Origin of the sequence: Thioalkalivibrio sp. ALE21, from assembly GCF_003208255.1 — a bacterium.
GTDB lineage: Bacteria > Pseudomonadota > Gammaproteobacteria > Ectothiorhodospirales > Ectothiorhodospiraceae > Thioalkalivibrio > Thioalkalivibrio halophilus.
On sequence record NZ_QKMA01000018.1, the window covers coordinates 1 to 19,349 of the forward strand.

13 protein-coding genes and 1 CRISPR repeat array are annotated in these 19,349 nt (G+C 64.4%); all 13 genes read right to left on the reverse strand.

Going from position 1 to position 19,349, the window contains the following annotated elements:
- On the reverse strand, positions 1 to 193 hold a 193-nt coding region (locus D893_RS11765; RefSeq protein WP_210434105.1), incomplete at its 3' end, for a helix-turn-helix domain-containing protein.
- 126 nt (positions 194 to 319) lie between these two features.
- Positions 320 to 6,468: direct repeats of the CRISPR family, unit length 28 nt; unit sequence TTTCTGAGCTGCCTGCGCGGCAGCGAAC.
- 129 nt (positions 6,469 to 6,597) lie between these two features.
- A complete protein-coding gene (cas6f, locus tag D893_RS11770) occupies positions 6,598 to 7,158 on the reverse strand; it encodes a type I-F CRISPR-associated endoribonuclease Cas6/Csy4 (RefSeq protein ID WP_110619888.1) in 561 nt (186 codons plus the stop codon).
- A gap of 4 nt (positions 7,159 to 7,162) precedes the next feature.
- Complete coding sequence (gene csy3, locus D893_RS11775) at positions 7,163 to 8,206, reverse strand: type I-F CRISPR-associated protein Csy3 (RefSeq protein ID WP_110619889.1); 1,044 nt, start codon at positions 8,204 to 8,206, stop codon at positions 7,163 to 7,165.
- 20 nt (positions 8,207 to 8,226) lie between these two features.
- Positions 8,227 to 9,204 (reverse strand): type I-F CRISPR-associated protein Csy2, encoded by a 978-nt coding sequence (gene csy2, locus D893_RS11780; RefSeq protein WP_110619890.1) that lies wholly within the window; start codon positions 9,202 to 9,204, stop codon positions 8,227 to 8,229.
- Positions 9,197 to 10,501, reverse strand: coding sequence for a type I-F CRISPR-associated protein Csy1 (csy1, locus tag D893_RS11785; protein WP_110619891.1), 1,305 nt, complete (start codon positions 10,499 to 10,501; stop codon positions 9,197 to 9,199). Before csy1 ends, csy2 begins: the two co-directional genes overlap by 8 nt.
- A 439-nt stretch (positions 10,502 to 10,940) precedes the next feature.
- On the reverse strand, positions 10,941 to 14,294 hold the full coding sequence (gene cas3f, locus D893_RS11790; RefSeq protein ID WP_110619892.1) for a type I-F CRISPR-associated helicase Cas3f: 3,354 nt from the start codon (positions 14,292 to 14,294) through the stop codon (positions 10,941 to 10,943).
- A complete protein-coding gene (gene cas1f / locus D893_RS11795) occupies positions 14,291 to 15,268 on the reverse strand; it encodes a type I-F CRISPR-associated endonuclease Cas1f (protein WP_110619893.1) in 978 nt (325 codons plus the stop codon). The genes cas3f and cas1f overlap by 4 nt, the downstream gene beginning before the upstream one ends.
- Before the next feature lie 222 nt (positions 15,269 to 15,490).
- The gene (locus D893_RS11800; RefSeq protein ID WP_110619894.1) at positions 15,491 to 15,862 is read right to left on the reverse strand and encodes a hypothetical protein; all 372 of its coding nucleotides are present in this window, start codon (positions 15,860 to 15,862) and stop codon (positions 15,491 to 15,493) included.
- Positions 15,859 to 16,386 carry a tRNA adenosine(34) deaminase TadA gene (gene tadA / locus D893_RS11805; protein WP_018945645.1) on the reverse strand — a complete coding sequence of 176 codons (528 nt, stop codon included), beginning with the start codon at positions 16,384 to 16,386 and terminating at the stop codon, positions 15,859 to 15,861. Before tadA ends, D893_RS11800 begins: the two co-directional genes overlap by 4 nt.
- Positions 16,383 to 16,898 carry a glutathione peroxidase gene (locus D893_RS11810; protein WP_018945644.1) on the reverse strand — a complete coding sequence of 172 codons (516 nt, stop codon included), beginning with the start codon at positions 16,896 to 16,898 and terminating at the stop codon, positions 16,383 to 16,385. The genes tadA and D893_RS11810 overlap by 4 nt, the downstream gene beginning before the upstream one ends.
- On the reverse strand, positions 16,898 to 17,530 hold the full coding sequence (locus D893_RS11815) for an ABC-type transport auxiliary lipoprotein family protein (protein WP_018945643.1): 633 nt from the start codon (positions 17,528 to 17,530) through the stop codon (positions 16,898 to 16,900). Before D893_RS11815 ends, D893_RS11810 begins: the two co-directional genes overlap by 1 nt.
- Positions 17,530 to 18,561, reverse strand: a complete 1,032-nt coding sequence (locus D893_RS11820) for an MlaD family protein (RefSeq protein WP_018945642.1) — start codon at positions 18,559 to 18,561, stop codon at positions 17,530 to 17,532. Before D893_RS11820 ends, D893_RS11815 begins: the two co-directional genes overlap by 1 nt.
- On the reverse strand, positions 18,558 to 19,349 hold the full coding sequence (locus D893_RS11825; protein ID WP_024329481.1) for an ATP-binding cassette domain-containing protein: 792 nt from the start codon (positions 19,347 to 19,349) through the stop codon (positions 18,558 to 18,560). Before D893_RS11825 ends, D893_RS11820 begins: the two co-directional genes overlap by 4 nt.

Sequence of the window (19,349 nt, forward strand, 5' to 3'; positions counted from 1 at the left end):
TCGTGTGCATCGTCTTCGGACGATGGGTCCGGTCTTCCACCTCGGTGCGCCGGCGGCGCCACTTGCGCACCGTCATGCGACTGATGCCGTAGCGCCGGGCCAGTTCCGGGTCGCTGACGCCGGCCGGCGCCTCCTGCAGTTCCTGCCGGATCCGGGGTGTGGTGCGGGCGTTGGAATGGATGGTACTCGCCATGCGGTCAGCCTCCCGTTCGCTCATCGGGCACAATACTCATCCACTCCCGGGCATGAAACAGGGGTGCCTTCTCTCGCGGTATGCAATCAGGCGTGACCTGACAGATAGGGAAAGGGCAGACAAATTTTTCTGAGCTGCCTGCGCGGCAGCGAACGGGTCCTGCGCAAAGTGCTGGTGGACGGCTACTTTCTGAGCTGCCTGCGCGGCAGCGAACATCTGCGCGGTCTAGCACATAGCGAGCCGCTTTTTCTGAGCTGCCTGCGCGGCAGCGAACTCCGACTCGGAGGGGCGCACGCGCGGCCTGGTTTTCTGAGCTGCCTGCGCGGCAGCGAACTCACCAGGCCGTGGATCGGGTCGGGGAACTCGTTTCTGAGCTGCCTGCGCGGCAGCGAACTCACGGGTGCCAGTCCTCACCAATATCAATCATTTCTGAGCTGCCTGCGCGGCAGCGAACAGATTGCGGCGGACGCGCTGAATGTGATCCACTTTCTGAGCTGCCTGCGCGGCAGCGAACGCACGCCGCCAAAAATCCCAACCAAATCAATCTTTCTGAGCTGCCTGCGCGGCAGCGAACCCGCGCACGCTATAGACTTCAACGCGGGCGATTTTCTGAGCTGCCTGCGCGGCAGCGAACCTCGGTAGGTAGTCCACGATCCATCGCTTCCTTTTCTGAGCTGCCTGCGCGGCAGCGAACGAAAACAAGGACTTGCATGAAATGTCGCGGCATTTCTGAGCTGCCTGCGCGGCAGCGAACACACGCTTAGAAGCCCTGATCCGGGCCGCACTTTTCTGAGCTGCCTGCGCGGCAGCGAACGCCTTAACCCGCCCCTACACCCCAGGGGTCCATTTCTGAGCTGCCTGCGCGGCAGCGAACAACGCCCAACCCGTTTGTTTGCGGAGGGTCATTTTCTGAGCTGCCTGCGCGGCAGCGAACCTCCTCTCGCCATCTATGCCCCTGGTCTCCGATTTCTGAGCTGCCTGCGCGGCAGCGAACGGTAGGCCGTATTGATGTCGGTCCCAGGTTATTTTCTGAGCTGCCTGCGCGGCAGCGAACTTCTCGACGTCGTGGGGCCCAGATGACGGGGCTTTCTGAGCTGCCTGCGCGGCAGCGAACTAGTCGGTCCAGTTGCTATCTAGTTCTGTCATTTTCTGAGCTGCCTGCGCGGCAGCGAACTGTCGGATATTGCCGATCAGCTTCAGGCGGCATTTCTGAGCTGCCTGCGCGGCAGCGAACCCTCGCATTCCGGCGCCTTTGGCCGATAGCTTTTTCTGAGCTGCCTGCGCGGCAGCGAACCGATGCGCCCGCCCGAAAGCAATCAAGACGAATTTCTGAGCTGCCTGCGCGGCAGCGAACACCATCCGCCAGCTCGCCGGCTTCCGCGTCGATTTCTGAGCTGCCTGCGCGGCAGCGAACCGACCCAGCGGCGATTGCCCGCATCTTGTCGATTTCTGAGCTGCCTGCGCGGCAGCGAACGACGAGGGTATCTTCTTCAATGGCTGCGGTTTTTTCTGAGCTGCCTGCGCGGCAGCGAACGACGTTTATGAGGCATCTGGCCCTGCATTGCATTTCTGAGCTGCCTGCGCGGCAGCGAACGGGCTCGTGTGCCCCGGCTCGCCGGTGTCAGTTTTCTGAGCTGCCTGCGCGGCAGCGAACGACTGCAACAACAAGCCAACCCGCTACACCACTTTCTGAGCTGCCTGCGCGGCAGCGAACGCCCACTCCATGTCATCCCGCGCGGGCTCAGGTTTCTGAGCTGCCTGCGCGGCAGCGAACCGGCTGGCGATCGAACGGGTGGCTGTTGCCGTTTTCTGAGCTGCCTGCGCGGCAGCGAACCCATAGCGGAGCGATCACAAACGTCCATAGCATTTCTGAGCTGCCTGCGCGGCAGCGAACGACTGCAACAACAAGCCACCCCGCTACACCACTTTCTGAGCTGCCTGCGCGGCAGCGAACCCGACAAAAGCAGCGCGTTACCTAGACCGAGCTTTCTGAGCTGCCTGCGCGGCAGCGAACGGGCAACCGAAGAAGAGATTGACGAAGTAAGCTTTCTGAGCTGCCTGCGCGGCAGCGAACCCCACCTTGTCCACCCGATCGTTGATTGCGACTTTCTGAGCTGCCTGCGCGGCAGCGAACGAGCTGCTGACGGACAGCGACTTCGAGCGGCTTTTCTGAGCTGCCTGCGCGGCAGCGAACGTTCCGGACCTGTACAGCGCGCGGGTTCCAAATTTCTGAGCTGCCTGCGCGGCAGCGAACGCGATCATGTCGCATCAGGAACAAGGGCAGTGTTTCTGAGCTGCCTGCGCGGCAGCGAACGGGGTCAGGCGCAGAAGGTCCAGCCGGTTGGCTTTCTGAGCTGCCTGCGCGGCAGCGAACCTGACGGAGCCCTGCGAGCAGCCGGAGATCGATTTCTGAGCTGCCTGCGCGGCAGCGAACGATGGGCGCCCTCCTGATGCTATCCTTGAGCGTTTCTGAGCTGCCTGCGCGGCAGCGAACCCCTTGATAGTGCGGACCTGGTGAATCAGTCGTTTCTGAGCTGCCTGCGCGGCAGCGAAGTAGCATCAATCCGATTTCGTCAATCATGAAAATTTCTGAGCTGCCTGCGCGGCAGCGAACTGTGTATAATAGGCCCAACGTCAACGCAGACATTTCTGAGCTGCCTGCGCGGCAGCGAACGCTGGCGCACGTTCTCCGCGTCATCCGCCATATTTCTGAGCTGCCTGCGCGGCAGCGAACCTGGACAAGACCGAGCACGCGGACCTCATCAATTTCTGAGCTGCCTGCGCGGCAGCGAACGCTCGACGCCATGCCCCGACATGCCGAATAAGTTTCTGAGCTGCCTGCGCGGCAGCGAACCGGGGAAAACTCGCGCAGCTTGCGCAGGGCCATTTCTGAGCTGCCTGCGCGGCAGCGAACGACGCGGAGCAGGTCCGCGAGATTGTCCGCGATTTCTGAGCTGCCTGCGCGGCAGCGAACGACGCGGAGCAGGTCCGCGAGATTGTCCGCGATTTCTGAGCTGCCTGCGCGGCAGCGAACGACGCGGAGCAGGTCCGCGAGATTGTCCGCGATTTCTGAGCTGCCTGCGCGGCAGCGAACGGTGAGTTGGATTCTCCACCGCCTGAGCCTATTTTCTGAGCTGCCTGCGCGGCAGCGAACGTGCTCATGTACGCCTTCAGCGCGCCCGACTTTTTCTGAGCTGCCTGCGCGGCAGCGAACGTCTCGCGCGGGCGCGGCGGCAGCCGGCCCCATTTCTGAGCTGCCTGCGCGGCAGCGAACGGCGATGCTGGGCAGGGGGTAGCCCCCGCCCATTTCTGAGCTGCCTGCGCGGCAGCGAACTTGCATCTACGCGTCCTCAGTCGGGCGGATGTTTTCTGAGCTGCCTGCGCGGCAGCGAACGCCGACCATCGTGGCCACCTGCTCCAGCGCCGTTTCTGAGCTGCCTGCGCGGCAGCGAACGATCGACCGCATGCGTATTCACGACGATACCGTTTCTGAGCTGCCTGCGCGGCAGCGAACGCACTCCGAGCGCACCGCGCAGATTACCGCATTTTCTGAGCTGCCTGCGCGGCAGCGAACGACGGCCCCGGTGTGCTGATCCGGTTCGAGCATTTCTGAGCTGCCTGCGCGGCAGCGAACAGCCACTCCCCCTTCGTTTGCTCCGACAGTAATTTCTGAGCTGCCTGCGCGGCAGCGAACGGCCGGTCTCCGTAGTCGTCCATCCACACCACTTTCTGAGCTGCCTGCGCGGCAGCGAACTCGCTGCTGTGACCCGGAGTCGACGGACTACTTTTCTGAGCTGCCTGCGCGGCAGCGAACCTGTACGTCCCGGCCGAGCCCGAACCCGAGCATTTCTGAGCTGCCTGCGCGGCAGCGAACGGCCTATCAGTGGGCGGCTGGCGTCGACGTGTTTTCTGAGCTGCCTGCGCGGCAGCGAACGGGTCAAGTTTGGTGTGGCGGGTGCCGTGGGTTTCTGAGCTGCCTGCGCGGCAGCGAACCGGCCAGCACCAGCAGCGTGCCGCCGGTCATTTTTCTGAGCTGCCTGCGCGGCAGCGAACGGACTTATCTTCCCTGTCTCGCTCATCTGCGCTTTCTGAGCTGCCTGCGCGGCAGCGAACTCCCCATTCTCCCACCGGACGTAATGCCCGTTTTTCTGAGCTGCCTGCGCGGCAGCGAACGACGTACCGGATCTGACGCGCGAGGCGTGCGATTTCTGAGCTGCCTGCGCGGCAGCGAACCTATACCGGCGAGGCGCGCGCTTCTATTGACGTTTCTGAGCTGCCTGCGCGGCAGCGAACGCGGAGGCTGACGAGTTGCGGGAGGCGCTGCTTTTCTGAGCTGCCTGCGCGGCAGCGAACACTCCCTGATGGACCTGATCGGGGGATCGGAGTTTCTGAGCTGCCTGCGCGGCAGCGAACGGCGAAAAAAGCGGAGACGGCGACGTACGAACTTTCTGAGCTGCCTGCGCGGCAGCGAACGCGCGGCGGGTAACCACCCCCACCACCACCAATTTCTGAGCTGCCTGCGCGGCAGCGAACCCGCAGCCGAGCGCAAGCTGACCGAGCTACTATTTCTGAGCTGCCTGCGCGGCAGCGAACGCCATGCACCGCGACCTGCTGGCCCTTGGTCATTTCTGAGCTGCCTGCGCGGCAGCGAACTGCCGGGCGCGATCGCTGTTCGGGAACGTGTATTTCTGAGCTGCCTGCGCGGCAGCGAACCGACGGTAGCGTTCACAACGTGGCGATCGGAAGTTTCTGAGCTGCCTGCGCGGCAGCGAACCAAGTCCATCAGACGGTTCACCACGCGCATCATTTCTGAGCTGCCTGCGCGGCAGCGAACTAGACCTCCTGATCCACCCCCCGCTCCCGGCCGTTTCTGAGCTGCCTGCGCGGCAGCGAACGGTGTCGGCGGTGTATGCCGCCTCCACTTGCATTTCTGAGCTGCCTGCGCGGCAGCGAACTTTGGACGGTGTTCCCCAGCTATCCGATGAACTTTCTGAGCTGCCTGCGCGGCAGCGAACGAAATTCGGCGCGACATCCCGTTGGTCCCGACTTTCTGAGCTGCCTGCGCGGCAGCGAACGGGCGAGGCAGCCGGTAGGGACTCCTCAGAAATTTCTGAGCTGCCTGCGCGGCAGCGAACAACTTCCCCGTGGCCGCAAAGGCCGGCTTCGGTTTCTGAGCTGCCTGCGCGGCAGCGAACGATGTCGTGGCGGAGTTTCCGGATCTCGATCTTTTCTGAGCTGCCTGCGCGGCAGCGAACATGCACGGGATGCGCCGGACCCTGCGGCTGTCTTTCTGAGCTGCCTGCGCGGCAGCGAACGATCCCACCGATGTAGACGGATTCGGCGAATTTTTCTGAGCTGCCTGCGCGGCAGCGAACGGCGGATACCTTGCAAGCACTCACCACGCTATTTTCTGAGCTGCCTGCGCGGCAGCGAACCTCAATGTCCACCACTCCCGCGTTGTCCATGTTTTCTGAGCTGCCTGCGCGGCAGCGAACCCCGAACTCCGCTTGCGCCGTGCGGAGTCGCTTTTCTGAGCTGCCTGCGCGGCAGCGAACGAGTTTCTTGTGCGGATTGCAGGCGCGAATCATTTCTGAGCTGCCTGCGCGGCAGCGAACTTGGAGTTGGAGTTGGAGTTGGAGTTGGAGTTTTTCTGAGCTGCCTGCGCGGCAGCGAACAATCGGAGATCTCCGCCGTTGCCTCGACCAGTTTTCTGAGCTGCCTGCGCGGCAGCGAACACCAAAGGCGGCGTGATCTCCGAACTATTTGATTTCTGAGCTGCCTGCGCGGCAGCGAACTGGTCGCCGGTGCGGGCGTCTGGGGAGTCTGCTTTCTGAGCTGCCTGCGCGGCAGCGAACGGCATCAAATCCGGCTGATCGGATTCATTCTTTTTCTGAGCTGCCTGCGCGGCAGCGAACCGGTGTTCCCCGCCCACTCCCCTGTTGATGGTTTTCTGAGCTGCCTGCGCGGCAGCGAACCCGATCGTACTGCCGACGGTGCATTTTCAGATTTTCTGAGCTGCCTGCGCGGCAGCGAACATGTCGCGGACCTGTCAGGCGTCAAGAAGCGATTTCTGAGCTGCCTGCGCGGCAGCGAACTCTGGTGTCAGCAGAACGCCGCGACCCTGCGCTTTCTGAGCTGCCTGCGCGGCAGCGAACTGACGGCTATCGAGAAAGCGGGTGGCGTTGTCTTTCTGAGCTGCCTGCGCGGCAGCGAACATTGACGCGATCCAAGCGGCGCTGACACCGGATTTCTGAGCTGCCTGCGCGGCAGCGAACAAGAGTTACTCGACTCCATCTTACTGATTGTTAGGGAACAGGGCACATAAACCCATCCAGAACCCTCTCGACCAGATGCCAGATAAGTCTCTGATCGAGAGGGTTTTCTGAAAGGCTTTCGAAAAAGGGTCAGAACCAGGGTATGGTCGCCCCGTGGCTCAGGCCGTACGTGCTGAAGGTTCCGGTCACCGGTGTCTGCTGGCATTCACCGTGTTCGATGAAGAGACTGAAGGCCTGCCCGGAACTCTGGCTCCGCACCATAACGAAGGGGGTCTTCACCTTCCGCTCGACGCTGTCGGGGATGTGTCTGGCTGCCTCCTCGTAGCTCTCGTTGTGACGCTTCATACGACGCCGCCGGAGGCGATCGGCGTTGGTCTTGTACTGTCGCCGTCTAACCACGCGGTGAGCAGCCCCGGGGGGAACCGCCCGGACCTCGCCGATCTCCAGGTGGTCCCGCATTCCCCGCAACCACCCGATTTCCATCAAGGTTCCCAAGCGTGTCGCAGTACCGTGGAGCCGAAGCGTCTTCCCCAGAGGCGGCTCCTCTTCGTGCTCCGGGAGGCTGATACCCAGGTCATCGGCCTCCAGTTCTACCAGCGCACGGTGCAGCTTGCTGACAAGGGCCCCCAGCAGGGTGTTCACAGGGAACTCCGGATCGGGGCGTACCTGAATATCCATATAGTGATCCATGGCTTCAGTCCACCTTGTCACCAAAAACGCCACCGCGGATCAGGGTAGCCATTACGAAGTGCTTCTGCCCCTGCTCCGGCTCCTTATCCTTGAGGACCCAGTTATCCAGCAGAGAGTAGAAATCGACCTTCTGCTTGGGCTGGCGGTAGGCTGTGCCCTGGGTCGTGACCGAGCCGTAGGGTTCGACAGCAATGGGGCCGGGACTGGTCGCCTCACTGGCCGCTGGATACCAGGTGTCGACAGTCCGAATGGCGTTGCCCAGCTTCTGGGAATGAATACCGGCCACGCCATCCACGGCGTAGAGCGTCTTGCTCTTGTCGCCACTGCTGCGGTTGAGCACCAGCTCCTGGGAGGGGAAGACCTCCTGGCCGCAGCCCATACGAGCGAAGGCGACGACGTCCAGAAGAACGAATCGCTCCCCGCTGAGACCCTGCCGGATCGCATCCGCCAGGGCTTCCAGGTCCGAGGCAGCCTTGCCCTCGGCACCAAAATCCCGCAGGGAGACATCCAGAGCACTGAAGGTCCAGCTCTCCACGGGCTCCCCGCCTTCCAGACGGCTCACCCGCACCTCGACCTCTTCCGAGCCCATACGGTTGCGCCACAGGAAGCGGCCGTTGGCCAGGTTCTGGGCATAGCGGTACGCCAGGGTGCCGAAGCCCTCCTGATCGATGTAACTCTGCACCAGGGACTGCAGCTTCTGCTCGTAGGCGGCGTTGTTGCAGGCGGAGGGCCGGCCGGCGTTGCCGAGGACCTTCAGGGTAAAGTGGGCCATGAGCGTGTCGGCATCATTGGGCAGGGCCGCGACATCGACGGTCTGTAGGTTGGGGTTCTCGATTTTCGCGTCCAGCTTGGCCGGATCCTGGTCCTTCGTCTTGAGCCGGTTGCTGATGGTCCCGCGGACGGACTTCTCGCGGACGGAGACCCCCGGCCATTCACCAGCCTGCTCCCGCTGCTCCCAGTTGCCGGCCCGGAAGAGGGCATCGGAGGGGTCCAGCTTACGCTCGAAGGCGAGGACGGAGGCGGTCTTGAGTTCAGTCTTTTCAGCCATTTTCACGGCTCCTTCTCATTTCAGTCGATGATGCGGGCGTAGTTGTTGCGAAGGCGGTAGAGGCCGTCGGCCGCCTGGTTATCCACGTACCAAAGCAGTTCGGCGGGGCTCTGGAGACGATGGGGGCTCTTCCATTCCCCAATGGAGTAGAGGCTCTCAACGAAGCGAAAGGGCGTGCGGTCATCGCGAGCGCCCTCCACAGTGCCGGCCTCGTGGAGCGGTCCAAGGGCGCCATATCCCACCGGAATGGGGACGAGCCAACCCCGGGCCGGGCCACGCCGCTCCCAGATAACCTTCCCCTCGTCACCGTCTTCGGGGTGTTCGTGGCACGCAGCCCAGTTGATGCGGGCCAGGTCGAGCCAGGCATCCAGGAGATCTGTCTCCGGATCGGTTTTCCGGAGTTCGGAATGGTGGTCGTGAAGGAGATCATCCCGGCCCAGGAGCGCAAACCCCGGCAGCCACCGGCGCAGTAGCCACCGGGCCTGCTTCGCCTGCCCCTCTTCGGTCTCGGCAACCGAGATGAGCTGGGGTCGGGGAAGCGTTCCCCGCCGGCCCCGCGCCGGCTGGATGGTGCCACCAGCCACCCGCAAGGTGGGCAGGATGGCGGAAACGGCCTCGTCGATATCCGGGCCGTTGCCCCGGGAGTGCGCTTCGGCTGCCGGACCGGATGCGGCGAAGACCAGGGTGATCTCCAGGTGAGTCCGGCCCTCCTCCACGATGGCGGCGGTATCGCCCTTCTTGTCCACCGGATTTCGGGTGAGGTGAAAGGCGTGGGTATGACCGCTCCGGCTGACCTGGGGCTCATGCCGGTGACAGATGACGCCGACGCTATCGAGGTTCAGCTCGATATCCTCCGCGTGGAGGCGCCGCTCCAGGGCGTGCATGAGGCCGACGAAGGCACTCATGGCCGGGAAGCCCCAGGTATGAGGGCTGGAGATGGCATTGGCGTTCTGGACGCGCAGCCGCGGGACCTCCAGGAGGTAGGGGATCTCATGCATGGGTCAGTACCTCCTCCAGCGCGGCGGTCTCGTGTTTGAGTTGCTCCTCCCAGTAGTCGTGCTCGGCATCCCCCACTGGAAGGCTCTTATGCAGCCGCTGATTGAGCCAGGCCGCGAAGCGGTCGCGGACCTCGCTCACCCAGTCCCCCCTTTCCCGGCGCTGCGCGAATTCCGGATCCACACTGGCGCGCTCGGGGTCGAGCCACAGGGCCTCTTCTTCCGGGAGTTCGCAGGCCGGATCGGCACTCCAGCCCGGCTCCAGCTCCTGGAGTTCCGCGGCAAAGACGAGCAGCTCGTCCACCAACGCGGCAACCAGGGCGTCGCGTCGCTGGCGGGTCTCCTGGTTCGGGCGCGGGTTCGCCACGAGGAAGCGTTCCAGCTCGCGTAGCGTCTGGCGCACGGTGGTTCGCCGCCCGAAGGCCCGCAACGCCGAGTCCGTATGCAACAGCGGCCTCACCTCGGCCGAACGCCAGTTGGGCGGCAAGGAGCCGAGGAGGTAGTTGTTTCCGCCGCGCTCGCTGTTGAGCTGGGAAATGTTCTGCGGCTTGGAGCCCCCAAAGGTCTGAGCGGCCAGATAGGGGTATTCTCGATGTTCGTACTCGCTGTACTCCCCGTTCCAGTGGGCCTTGCGGGCTGCCCTGGACTCTTCACTGAAGCGCGTGTGGCTGATAACCGCATGAATGCGGTGGGCGAGGACCGTGGAGTAAAGCGGCGCCAGTAGATGGAAATCGGCGTCTCGAGTCGGTTCGTCACCCACCAGCCAATAGACCTGCTTGGCTCGAGGATCCCCTTTCACGGCACCCCGGGGTTCGGTAATCCCGGCAAAGCTCCGGACCCATTCCCTTCCCTGGTCGCTATCGTCACTGAAGGCGCGCGCCAGTTCCGGCTCATCCTCCAGGGCTCGGGCGAGGAGGGTTCGGCCTTCGTGTTCAATCTTCAGAAACTTGAAGACGTCCAGGGAGGCCGCATTACCGACAACATCGGTCGGGAAGTCCTTCCCCAGGACATGACTGCCCACCAGGCTGTGATCCGACAGCTCAGGGGGTGGTGTATAGAGGCTGGTCGCCTTGCTATCGGGGTGCGTTGCTTTCGTGGGGTGGGTGACAACCTGTAGCTGAGACACCCGGCGAGCGGCATCTGCGATCCAGGCTTCCCGCCGGAACTTCTCGCGAAGCTCCTGCTCCTTGGACACTTTTTCCGGGTCGTCGTCCTTCAGGCCACTGAGTTTGGTTTCCAGACGTTCGTCAAGAAACTCGGATATTCGTTGTCGGAGGGGCTGAACGCTCTCATCATGCATCGTGTAGTCCGTTTTCTAGGCAAGTCCAAAGGATGGGCGTACACTTAGAAAGCTGCGGACTTGGTGCTAGCAAGCCCGCAGCACCCCGTAGGCCCATTGGTGGAGCCTACGGGACTAGGGCTAATAACACGAAGTGGTAGCCAGCCACTCACTCATACCTCCTTGCCCTCTGCAGTGCGGAGAGGGTTCCGCTCGACGAACAGCCAACTTCTGCCAATGGTGCTTCCAACACCATTGGCATTTAGTCTAGACCCCTCTCCGATATTGATCAACCCTAGATTGACGTATCACTACAATCGTCTATCACCTGCAAAACTAAACAGCGGTGGTATATTGGCAAGCGCCTACCGAGCAGGTAGCTCAGAAACTAGACCGACGGACCACAACGTTCGCTGCCGAACAGGCAGAAGCAACCCCGCCCGTTGAATCGCCTCTTCCTTCAGGCCCACCGGAAGAAGCCTAGCCAGGGATGGCATTGCCAGCCCCGATCTCCTTCCCTCTGCTGCGGCACCTGAACGAGGCCGAAGGACCGGGCGCTGGCCTCCAGGGATGCGTCCCGCGTCTCCGCCAGCTCGCCCAGTTGCTCCATGTAGTCCACTACCGCCCAGGGCGAGACCCGTTCCCCGGCCACCTCGTCCCATGGGAGTTTTCGCACCTCGTTCGAGGCATCGACCTCGGCATCCGGCTTACGCTTGCCGCGTTGATACCAGAGCTTCTTCGGCAACCAGTCCTCGCCCACCTCATCCGGCATTAGGATGAGCTCAACCTGCTCCTGGTCCTGACGGCGAAAGGGCTGCTGGCGCGGAAGGTCCCCGCTCAGGGTGGCCCGAGCGAGGTGGTACCAGGTGGAGGCATTCAGTGGCGGCACCGACCGCTGGCGCGAGGCTCGACGAGCCGGGCCACGGCGCCGCGCATTCCCCTCTGTAGAGGCGGCCTGCGGCAGCAGGGCATCCGCCAGGCGGGCATGCTCCAGATCCACCAGGAAGTCGTTGGGGGCAAGCTCCTCGGGCGGGAGAACGCGGGGACGGGCGTCCACGATCTCGTACTCCTCCGGTCGCAAGAGATCCCGCAGATCATGGCTGTTGAGTCGCCAGCGGTCCGTGCCTTCAAAACCGGGCCGCGTGAACGCCGCTCCCTCCGTCTGCTTCACTGCCCTGACATTGGTATGGAGGAGATGGATATTGGGTGTGTTGCAGGGACCCGGCCGGTGGCGCCTCACCCGGCCAGCGAGCTGGATGAGGGAGCGCATGGAGGAAGGCTCCACGATGGCCCAGTCATAGTCGTGGTCGCGGCCAACTTCAGTTACCGGCGATCCGAGGACGATGAAGAGGTGATCCACCTCTTCATGGCCGTCGATGGCGGCGCGGATTTCCGGCTGTTCGAACACGGCCAGGTCATCGCGGCGGTCCAGCGCTCGGTCCAGCTGGTACTCGATGGCCGAGCGCGACAGGGCCGGGAACTGGGAGTGATAGACGCAGAGATGGATCCGCTTGCCGGCCGGACCACCCTGCTGGATGAGCGCCCGGGCAACGGCCACCAGTGGCTCGATGTTGGCCATGCGGACGAGTCCGAAGCTGACCCGGCGGCCGGTCCTCGGGTCCAGGCTATGGTGGCTTTCGTGGAGTTCCTCGGACTGCTCCACGAGTACCTCCGCCAGCTCCGTCGCGATCTGTTCCTGCGACCTGCCTGGCTCCGTGGGTAACGCAACAATGGCGGCGCGGCGACGAGCCTCGTCGCGGGAGAGGCGCCGCTGTCGATTGGCGGCGAAGTCCTGATGGGCATCCCGGAAGCGCTCCGGGTCGGGACAATCGACGTGTCGGCGGTCGTGCTCATCGAACCAGGCGCAGGGGATATCCACGGGCGCGCCGGGCTCGCCCCGGTTCTGCTGATAGATAGCCCGACCCGCCCGATAGGCGCGGTAAAGCCCCTCGACCAGGGCCGGCGGCAGTGTCGCCGATGACAACAGAACCCGCCCGCCCAGCATCGCGCTCCAGTGGACCAGCCGGGAAAGGGCCGGCAGGTCGTCCAGGCCGAAGTCGTCCACCTCGTCCAGAATCAGGTCGCTGCTCATCAGCCGCATCATGGGTGCGATCTGGCGACCGCCCCGCGTCCCCTCGGTGGCCGGCATGAGGTGGTCGACGGTGGAGACGAGGACCGGGGCCGACAATAGCTTGCGTACGCCGGGGTCATGGCCGAGTCGACGCAGGACGGGGTGATTCTCGAAGTCGCCCTCGAAATAGACGTGGCCATACTCGTCCATGAGGGCCTGGCTCGAGGCTGAACCGCTCTCGGCCGCCTGCTCGGCGAAGAAATCGAAGAGTTCCCGGCTTGTCGTACCCCCGGCCCGGACGGCCAGCTCGTCCTCGCCCAGGCCTAGAAGCTCACGGAAGGCCTCGCCGGTCTGGCGGGTCAGCGTCCGCAGACCCAGGGCCACCGAGAAGCGCGCACCGCGTTCGGGCTCGGCGAGGGCATAGGCAATCCGACCGTTGGCGAGGGTCTTGCCGTAACCGGTGGAGGCCATGTTCACGCCGAAGAAACCGCGCTCCGCCGCCGATTCCCGAAGAGAGGCCGCCAGATCGAAGGCGTGGTCCTGCCAGGCGAAGCGCCGGTCGGCGCTGCGCTTGCGGAATCCCTTGTGGCGGGCCAGACGCGGGAGGGCACTATCCATGCTCGGCAGTGAGCGCGTAATGGCGCGCGCGTCCGCCTCGACCCCCAAAAGGTGTTCATCCAGGGGCTGGTTGAGTTCGCCGGTATCCCGATCGGTATTGGCATAGAGGGGATACCCGACCTGGCCTCGGAGTCGTTTCTCAGACCCGGTCAGGCTGGAGTAGTGATGATCTGCCAGCATGAGGGACATGCGGGCAAGGTGCATGAGGTAGGGATTATCCAGCCACGGCTGGGCGTGATGTTTCAGCCGTCCGAGGAGGCGCTCGGCCAGGTGACGGGCTCGCCGCTGCCAGCGTTCGGTAACTACGGGTAGCGGGCCCTCGAATCGCCAGTAATCGTTAAGGATATCCTCGTCGGCCTGTTCGCGGAGCAACTGATTCCACTCGGCCGACATCACGGCGGGGAAGGCTTCAAGGTGATCGCTGCGAAAACCTTCCTCCCGCTCCTGCCTCGGCCACTGGGGAAGGCGATGGTGCGTCACCACCAGCCAACCGATGGCCGCAGCCAGAGGCGGCATTTCCCGGAAGGGGACATCCGCATCGGAATCCAGTCCATCGCGCAGGAGTCCCTTCATCCAGTCATCGCGGTCCTCGGCCGAGAGCCGGGACAGGCGCTGGAGCCAGCCACTGTCCTCCTCGCCGCCGACAAAGGCCTGAAACAGGCGCAGGCTGATCCATTCATGCCGGTAACGATCCGCGCCGTTACCGCGCTGGCCCCGCAGTTTGGCCTGAAAGGCGACGCAGGCCTTCCCCAGATCGTGGAGCAATGCGGCCAGGCTGGCCAGGAGCAGGATGTCCTCTCCGGTGTGCCAGTCGTTCTCATCATTCTGGCGAAGAATATCGCGCGTGGTCGTCTCGGTAGGTACGGCGCCGTGGGCGTTGAACCGGCTGGCATTACCCACTACCCATAGGAGCTCGCTGTGGTCGCGCCCCTTGATCCAGTGGCAGGCGACCGCCGTGTTCTTGCGCGCGGTACGCCGCAACATCCGCCGCAGGGTATCCAGGCCCGCCCGGGTAATGGGTGTCTGCCAGGTGCGCTCGCCGATGCGCTCGGCGAACTGGTCCAGGATCCGTCGCGTCTCCTTCAGGGCGTTCTTGTTGCACTGGGAAACGAGCAGGATATTCATCGCGCCTTCTGCCCCATTTCCTGTGCGACGGCCTTGAGAGTGTCGATCATGAAGTCCAGCGATTCCGTTCGTGTTAGCTGCTCAATGCAGGCCTGGCGGAATTCCTGTTCTTCATCACCCCGCATCGCAGAAATGAAGGCCTGCGGCAGGATCACCGCGTCCTTGACCAGATCCGCGACATCGAAGACCAGACCACCCCGGCGCGTCTTGCCGTGGAGCACGGCAAGACCATGGGGTATCCCCATCACCCAGGTCGCCGTCGCACCCATGCCATAGGCCAGGTAATTCCCGTGGTCGAGGAAGCGGTTGGCGGGATCGGTGCCACTCCCCCTTTTTGCACGCGCAAAATCGCCATAGCTCACGGCTCGCGCAGCGAGTCCGAAAAGTTCTTTGGTGAGCCGGGCCTCCAGGGTCAGCAGGTCGAGATTCGTGGTAACCGCGTCCACCGAGTTGCGGCTTGCATCGATGAGATGGACCAGGCGCTCACTCGCGACCTCGAACCCGGCATCCTGCAGAGCTCGGTTCTCCAGCCAGTTCGTCCGGATCCGCTCCAGGCGGGCCCGCTGGAAACGGCGAGCCGCTTCAAGCCGCAGTGCATCATCGAACCAGAAGGCAACCCAGTCCTGGAGGTACTCCGTCGGCCGATACTCGCTCTGCGGGCTGAACCACGCCACCTCGACGTCGACCTCGTTGGCACTGAAAAGGGGCGTCCCGCCCCCGCCGCAGAACCCCACCAGAACGCCAGCCTTTGCCAGCTCGCGCATGGCCGCCTGGGTAATGGAGGTTCCCGTACCCAGCAGGACCGTGGTGGTGTTGGCGATGGGTATATTCCAGTAGAGGGACTGTTTGCCCTCATCCGTCACGTATTCGACTCGGCCACCATTGACCAGTACACGACAGTGCTGCAGGTAATAGAGGTTGGCCCGTTTCGAATGAAGGATGGTCTTCAGGTCGCTGGGCGAAAGGTCATCCATGAGTCACCTGCCTGAATTCACGGAGGCGCACGTCTACCCGATCATCCGCCTCGCAAGAGTCTCCCGGGGCGAAGGCGACCCATGAGAACTCTTGCGGAGTGAAAGAATGGGGACCTGCCGCCCGCCCCCGCCTTTGCCCCAAGTTCATCGGCACCGTATCACCGCAATCCACGCTAAAAGAAGTATTCATGCGTTAATTCGTTGATGTGGCGCGTGCCGATGTCAATCTTCCGCATCCTCCAGGCGGGCCTGTTCGATCAGGACCGGGTAGACGTAGCCGGCACCGAAATCCCTTTCGAGCACGTAGACCCCTTCCACCCGCACACGGTCACCCGGATCGGCGGTCTGCTGGCTGGTGAGGGTAATGAAGTCGCCGGGCTCGCCCGTGCCGTCCACCAGCCGCAGGAAATTGCGGCCCATGATGTCCTCGTTGACCTGCGCGATGATGCCTTCCAGACGCACCGTCTCGCCCTCAAGCTCTTCCGGTGCCTGATTCAGGGCTTCCACGCTGTGTATCTCGTTCGCGGCAACGGCCGTGGCCAGCAGGCCCGCAGCCAGCGGCAGGGCCAGCAGCATGTGGCGGATTCGGATCATGAAGTTCTCCTTTGCGGATCGGGTTCGGGCTGCGCGCCATTTTCGTCCCCGACGGCGGGCGTGTTGCGCCGACGGGCGCGGAAGAAGTCGCGCAGCTGGGTCGCGGCACGTTCGGCCAGCACGCCGCCGGTGACCGCCACGCGGTGGTTGTGGGCCGGATGGTGGATCAGGTCGATGGCACTGCCGGTGGCCCCGGTGCGTGGATCGGCCGCGGCGTACACCAGCCGCGCCACGCGGGCGTGGATGATGGCGCCGGCGCACATGGAACAGGGCTCCAGGGTCACGTAGAGGGTGGTGCCGGGGAGGCGGTAGTTGCCCACACGCTCCCCGGCCGCGCGCAGGGCGCGGATCTCGGCGTGCGCGGTGGCGTCACGGCTGGCGATGGGTGCGTTGTGGGTCGCCGCGAGGGCGTTGCCTTCGGCATCCACCAGCACCGCGCCTACGGGCACCTCGCCGGCTGCGGCTGCGGCCTCGGCCTGTGCGAGCGCCTGTTCCATCCAGCGCACGTCATCCTGCTCGCTCATGCGGCGCTGGCGGGCGCGGGCTCGTCCAGCGCCCGTTCGATGGCGCTGGCCAGATCCTGCGGGCGCCGCGTGGGGGCGAAGCGCCGGATGACGCGGCCGTCCCGCCCCACCAGAAACTTGGTAAAGTTCCATTTGATCCGCTGCGTGCCCAGGGCACCTGGGCCGCCCGTCTTGAGGTGGCGGAACAGCGGGTCGGCGCCCTCCCCGTTCACCTCGATGCGGGCGAACACCGGGAAGCTCACGCCAAAGCGCAGACCGCAGACCCGGATGGAGTCGGCATCGCCCGGCTCCTGTCGACCGAACTGGTTGCAGGGGAACCCCAGCACCCGGAAGCCGCGTTCGCCATAGCGATCCTGCAGCGCCTGCAGCCCTTCGTACTGCGGGGTGAAGCCGCATTGCGAGGCGACGTTGACGATCAGCAGCACCTCGCCGCGGTACTCGTCGAGCCGCTGCCGCCGGCCGTCGGCGCGGGTCACTTCGAAGTCATACACCGTGGCTTGCGGGTCGGCCATTATCCGTCCGCCTCCTGTCGCGCGAAGGATTGGAGTTCCGCCTCGAGGTCCGTAAGGCTGGCCGCCATGCCGCGGGACAGGGCGGCCACCAGGGCCCGGGGCGAGCGTTGTTGCAGGGCTTCGGTGGCCTCGAAATGCGCCAGCTCGGTCCGGTCAGCACCACCCAGCCGGGTCCGCAGCCCCACGCGGGCGGCATCGCGGCCGCTGTTCGTATCCAGGTCACCGTACAGGGCCGTGACCAGCACGTGCAGTTCCACCACCGGTTGCCCGGCCGCCCGCGCGGCGCGGGCGTCGTCCACCAGAACCACGGCGCCGTCGCCACGGGTCCAGCGTTCGCGCAGCAGCTGTTCCACCTGTTCCGCCGGACGCAGGAACCATTCGTTGTAGTAGTCCGCTTCGTACTCGTGCGGCCCCAGGCGGTACACCAGCCCCTTCTCGGCATAGGCGGGGGCCACGCGCACCGAGCCCAGCTCCACCGCCACGGGCGCCCCGGCATCGGTTGCGGGCGGCCCGGTGTCCTCCGGCAGTTCCAGCAGGAACCACGCCCGCTCCACCGGTTCGCGTTCGGCCAGCAGGCCGCAGCCCCCCAGCAGGAATGCGGCCAGCACCGCCAGCAGTAGCGCGCGTGTCATCAGCGTTCCTCTCCCCGGTTGTCCCGGTCCATGATACTGCGCGGCGGCGGTGCCCCGAACAGGGTACCCGCCGGATTGCGCCGCACGTCCTCCGAAAGGCTGCGCAGGCTGCGCGTGGTGCTCTGCAGCTCTTCCAGGGTCTCCGCCAGTTTCGCCTCGTTCACTTCCACGCCACGATCCAGGCGTTCCACCATACCCTCGATCCGGGCCACCAGCTCGCCGATCTCGGCCTGTTCCGCGGTGCGTCTCAGCTGACGCATGGTCTCGCGGGTCTCGCCCGGGAGGGCCTGCGTATCGGGATGGTCGAGGAGATTCTCGACGGATTCCATGATGCGCTCGGCGCTGGTGGCCGTGGTCTCCAGTTCGCCGATCAGGTCGTCCGCCCGTCCGGCGATGCCCCCCACGTCGATACTCGAGACGGTGTCGTCGAGATTGACCAGCAGGCTGTTGAGATTCCCCACCACGCCCTCGATATCGATATCGTCGATGCGTTCCAGCAGCTTCTCGGCATACTCAATGAACTGCATCGTGATGCTGGGCGCCGACGGCAGATAGGCGTACTCGGGATCCCAGGGGTGGTCCAGCGGCGGGTGTTCCGCGGGATCGGCGAAGTCCGCCTCCAGGTAGTTCATGCCGGTGATGCCCTGGGCCGCCATGCGCACCCGCAGCCCGGCCTCGACCAGCTGCTCCAGGACATCGTCCTCGAACAGGGCTTCCTGCGGCGTGGTCGCAAAACGGTCCGGCCACAGGCGCGCGCGCACCAGCACGTAGCGCTTGCGTTCCGCCGGGGGCACATCCTGTTCGTACTCCACCGAGGTGAAGCCCAGCCGGGTGACCTCGCCGATCTGGACACCGCGGAACTTCACCGGGGCGCCGACCTCCAGCCCCTGCACCGACGAATCCATGTAGGTCTCGATCATCATCGACGGTCGGAAGAAATTCCCCGCCGTCGCAATCAACAGGATGATCACCAGCGATGCGAGCCCGCCGAGGATGAACAGGCCCAGCCGGAAATGCTGTCGGGCACTCATGCGGAGGCCTCCTCGCCGTTGGCTGCTTCGTCCTGGTCGCCGCCCAGAAAGCGCCGCACCCAGGGGTGTGCCGACTCCTCGCGCAGGCGTCGCGGATCCCCGTCGGCGACGATGCCCCGGGTTTCCTTGTCGAGCATAATCACGCGGTCGGCGATGGCAAAAATGCTCGCGAGCTCGTGGCTGACGATCACGATGGTCATGCCCAGGCTGCGCGCGAGCCGCCGGATCAACCGGTCCAGCTCGCGCGAGGTAATCGGATCCAGCCCGGCCGAGGGTTCATCCAGGAACAGCACCGAGGGGTCCAGCGCCATGGCCCGCGCGATGGCGGCACGTTTCTGCATGCCACCGGAGATCTCCGAGGGCATGAAATCCACGAACGCGCCCAGCCCCACCAGCTGCAGCTTCGCGCGGGCCACAGCGTCCATCGCCGAACGCGGCAGAGCGGTGTGAACCTCCAGCGGCAGGCGCACATTCTCCTGCAGGGTCATGGACCCGAACAGCGCGCCCATCTGATACATCACCCCCATGCCCCGCAGGATGGCCTCGAAACGCTCGCCGTCGGCGTGGGCAATATCCGCGTCGCCGATCCAGATCCTTCCGGCCTGCGGGGTATACAGCCCGATCATGTGCTTGAGCAGCGTGCTCTTGCCGCTCCCGGAGCCGCCCAGGATCACGAAGATCTCGCCACGGCGGACCTCGAAGTTCAGATCCCGCATCAGCACGAAATCGTCGAAGCCCATGGTCAGGCCTTCCACCCGGATCACCGGATCCGTATCGGACTGCGCCAT

Bases quoted from the DNA above. Each gene is read 5' to 3' on its own strand.
- csy3 (WP_110619889.1), bottom strand. From the start codon at position 8,206: ATGGCTGAAAAGACTGAACTCAAGACCGCCTCCGTCCTCGCCTTCGAG.
- cas6f (WP_110619888.1), bottom strand. From the start codon at position 7,158: ATGGATCACTATATGGATATTCAGGTACGCCCCGATCCGGAGTTCCCT.
- cas1f (WP_110619893.1), bottom strand. From the start codon at position 15,268: ATGGATGACCTTTCGCCCAGCGACCTGAAGACCATCCTTCATTCGAAA.
- D893_RS11820 (WP_018945642.1), bottom strand. From the start codon at position 18,561: ATGAGTGCCCGACAGCATTTCCGGCTGGGCCTGTTCATCCTCGGCGGG.
- cas3f (WP_110619892.1), bottom strand. From the start codon at position 14,294: ATGAATATCCTGCTCGTTTCCCAGTGCAACAAGAACGCCCTGAAGGAG.
- csy2 (WP_110619890.1), bottom strand. From the start codon at position 9,204: ATGCATGAGATCCCCTACCTCCTGGAGGTCCCGCGGCTGCGCGTCCAG.
- tadA (WP_018945645.1), bottom strand. From the start codon at position 16,386: ATGAGCGAGCAGGATGACGTGCGCTGGATGGAACAGGCGCTCGCACAG.
- D893_RS11800 (WP_110619894.1), bottom strand. From the start codon at position 15,862: ATGATCCGAATCCGCCACATGCTGCTGGCCCTGCCGCTGGCTGCGGGC.
- D893_RS11810 (WP_018945644.1), bottom strand. From the start codon at position 16,898: ATGGCCGACCCGCAAGCCACGGTGTATGACTTCGAAGTGACCCGCGCC.
- D893_RS11815 (WP_018945643.1), bottom strand. From the start codon at position 17,530: ATGACACGCGCGCTACTGCTGGCGGTGCTGGCCGCATTCCTGCTGGGG.
- D893_RS11825 (WP_024329481.1), bottom strand. From the start codon at position 19,349: ATGGCGCAGTCCGATACGGATCCGGTGATCCGGGTGGAAGGCCTGACC.
- csy1 (WP_110619891.1), bottom strand. From the start codon at position 10,501: ATGCATGATGAGAGCGTTCAGCCCCTCCGACAACGAATATCCGAGTTT.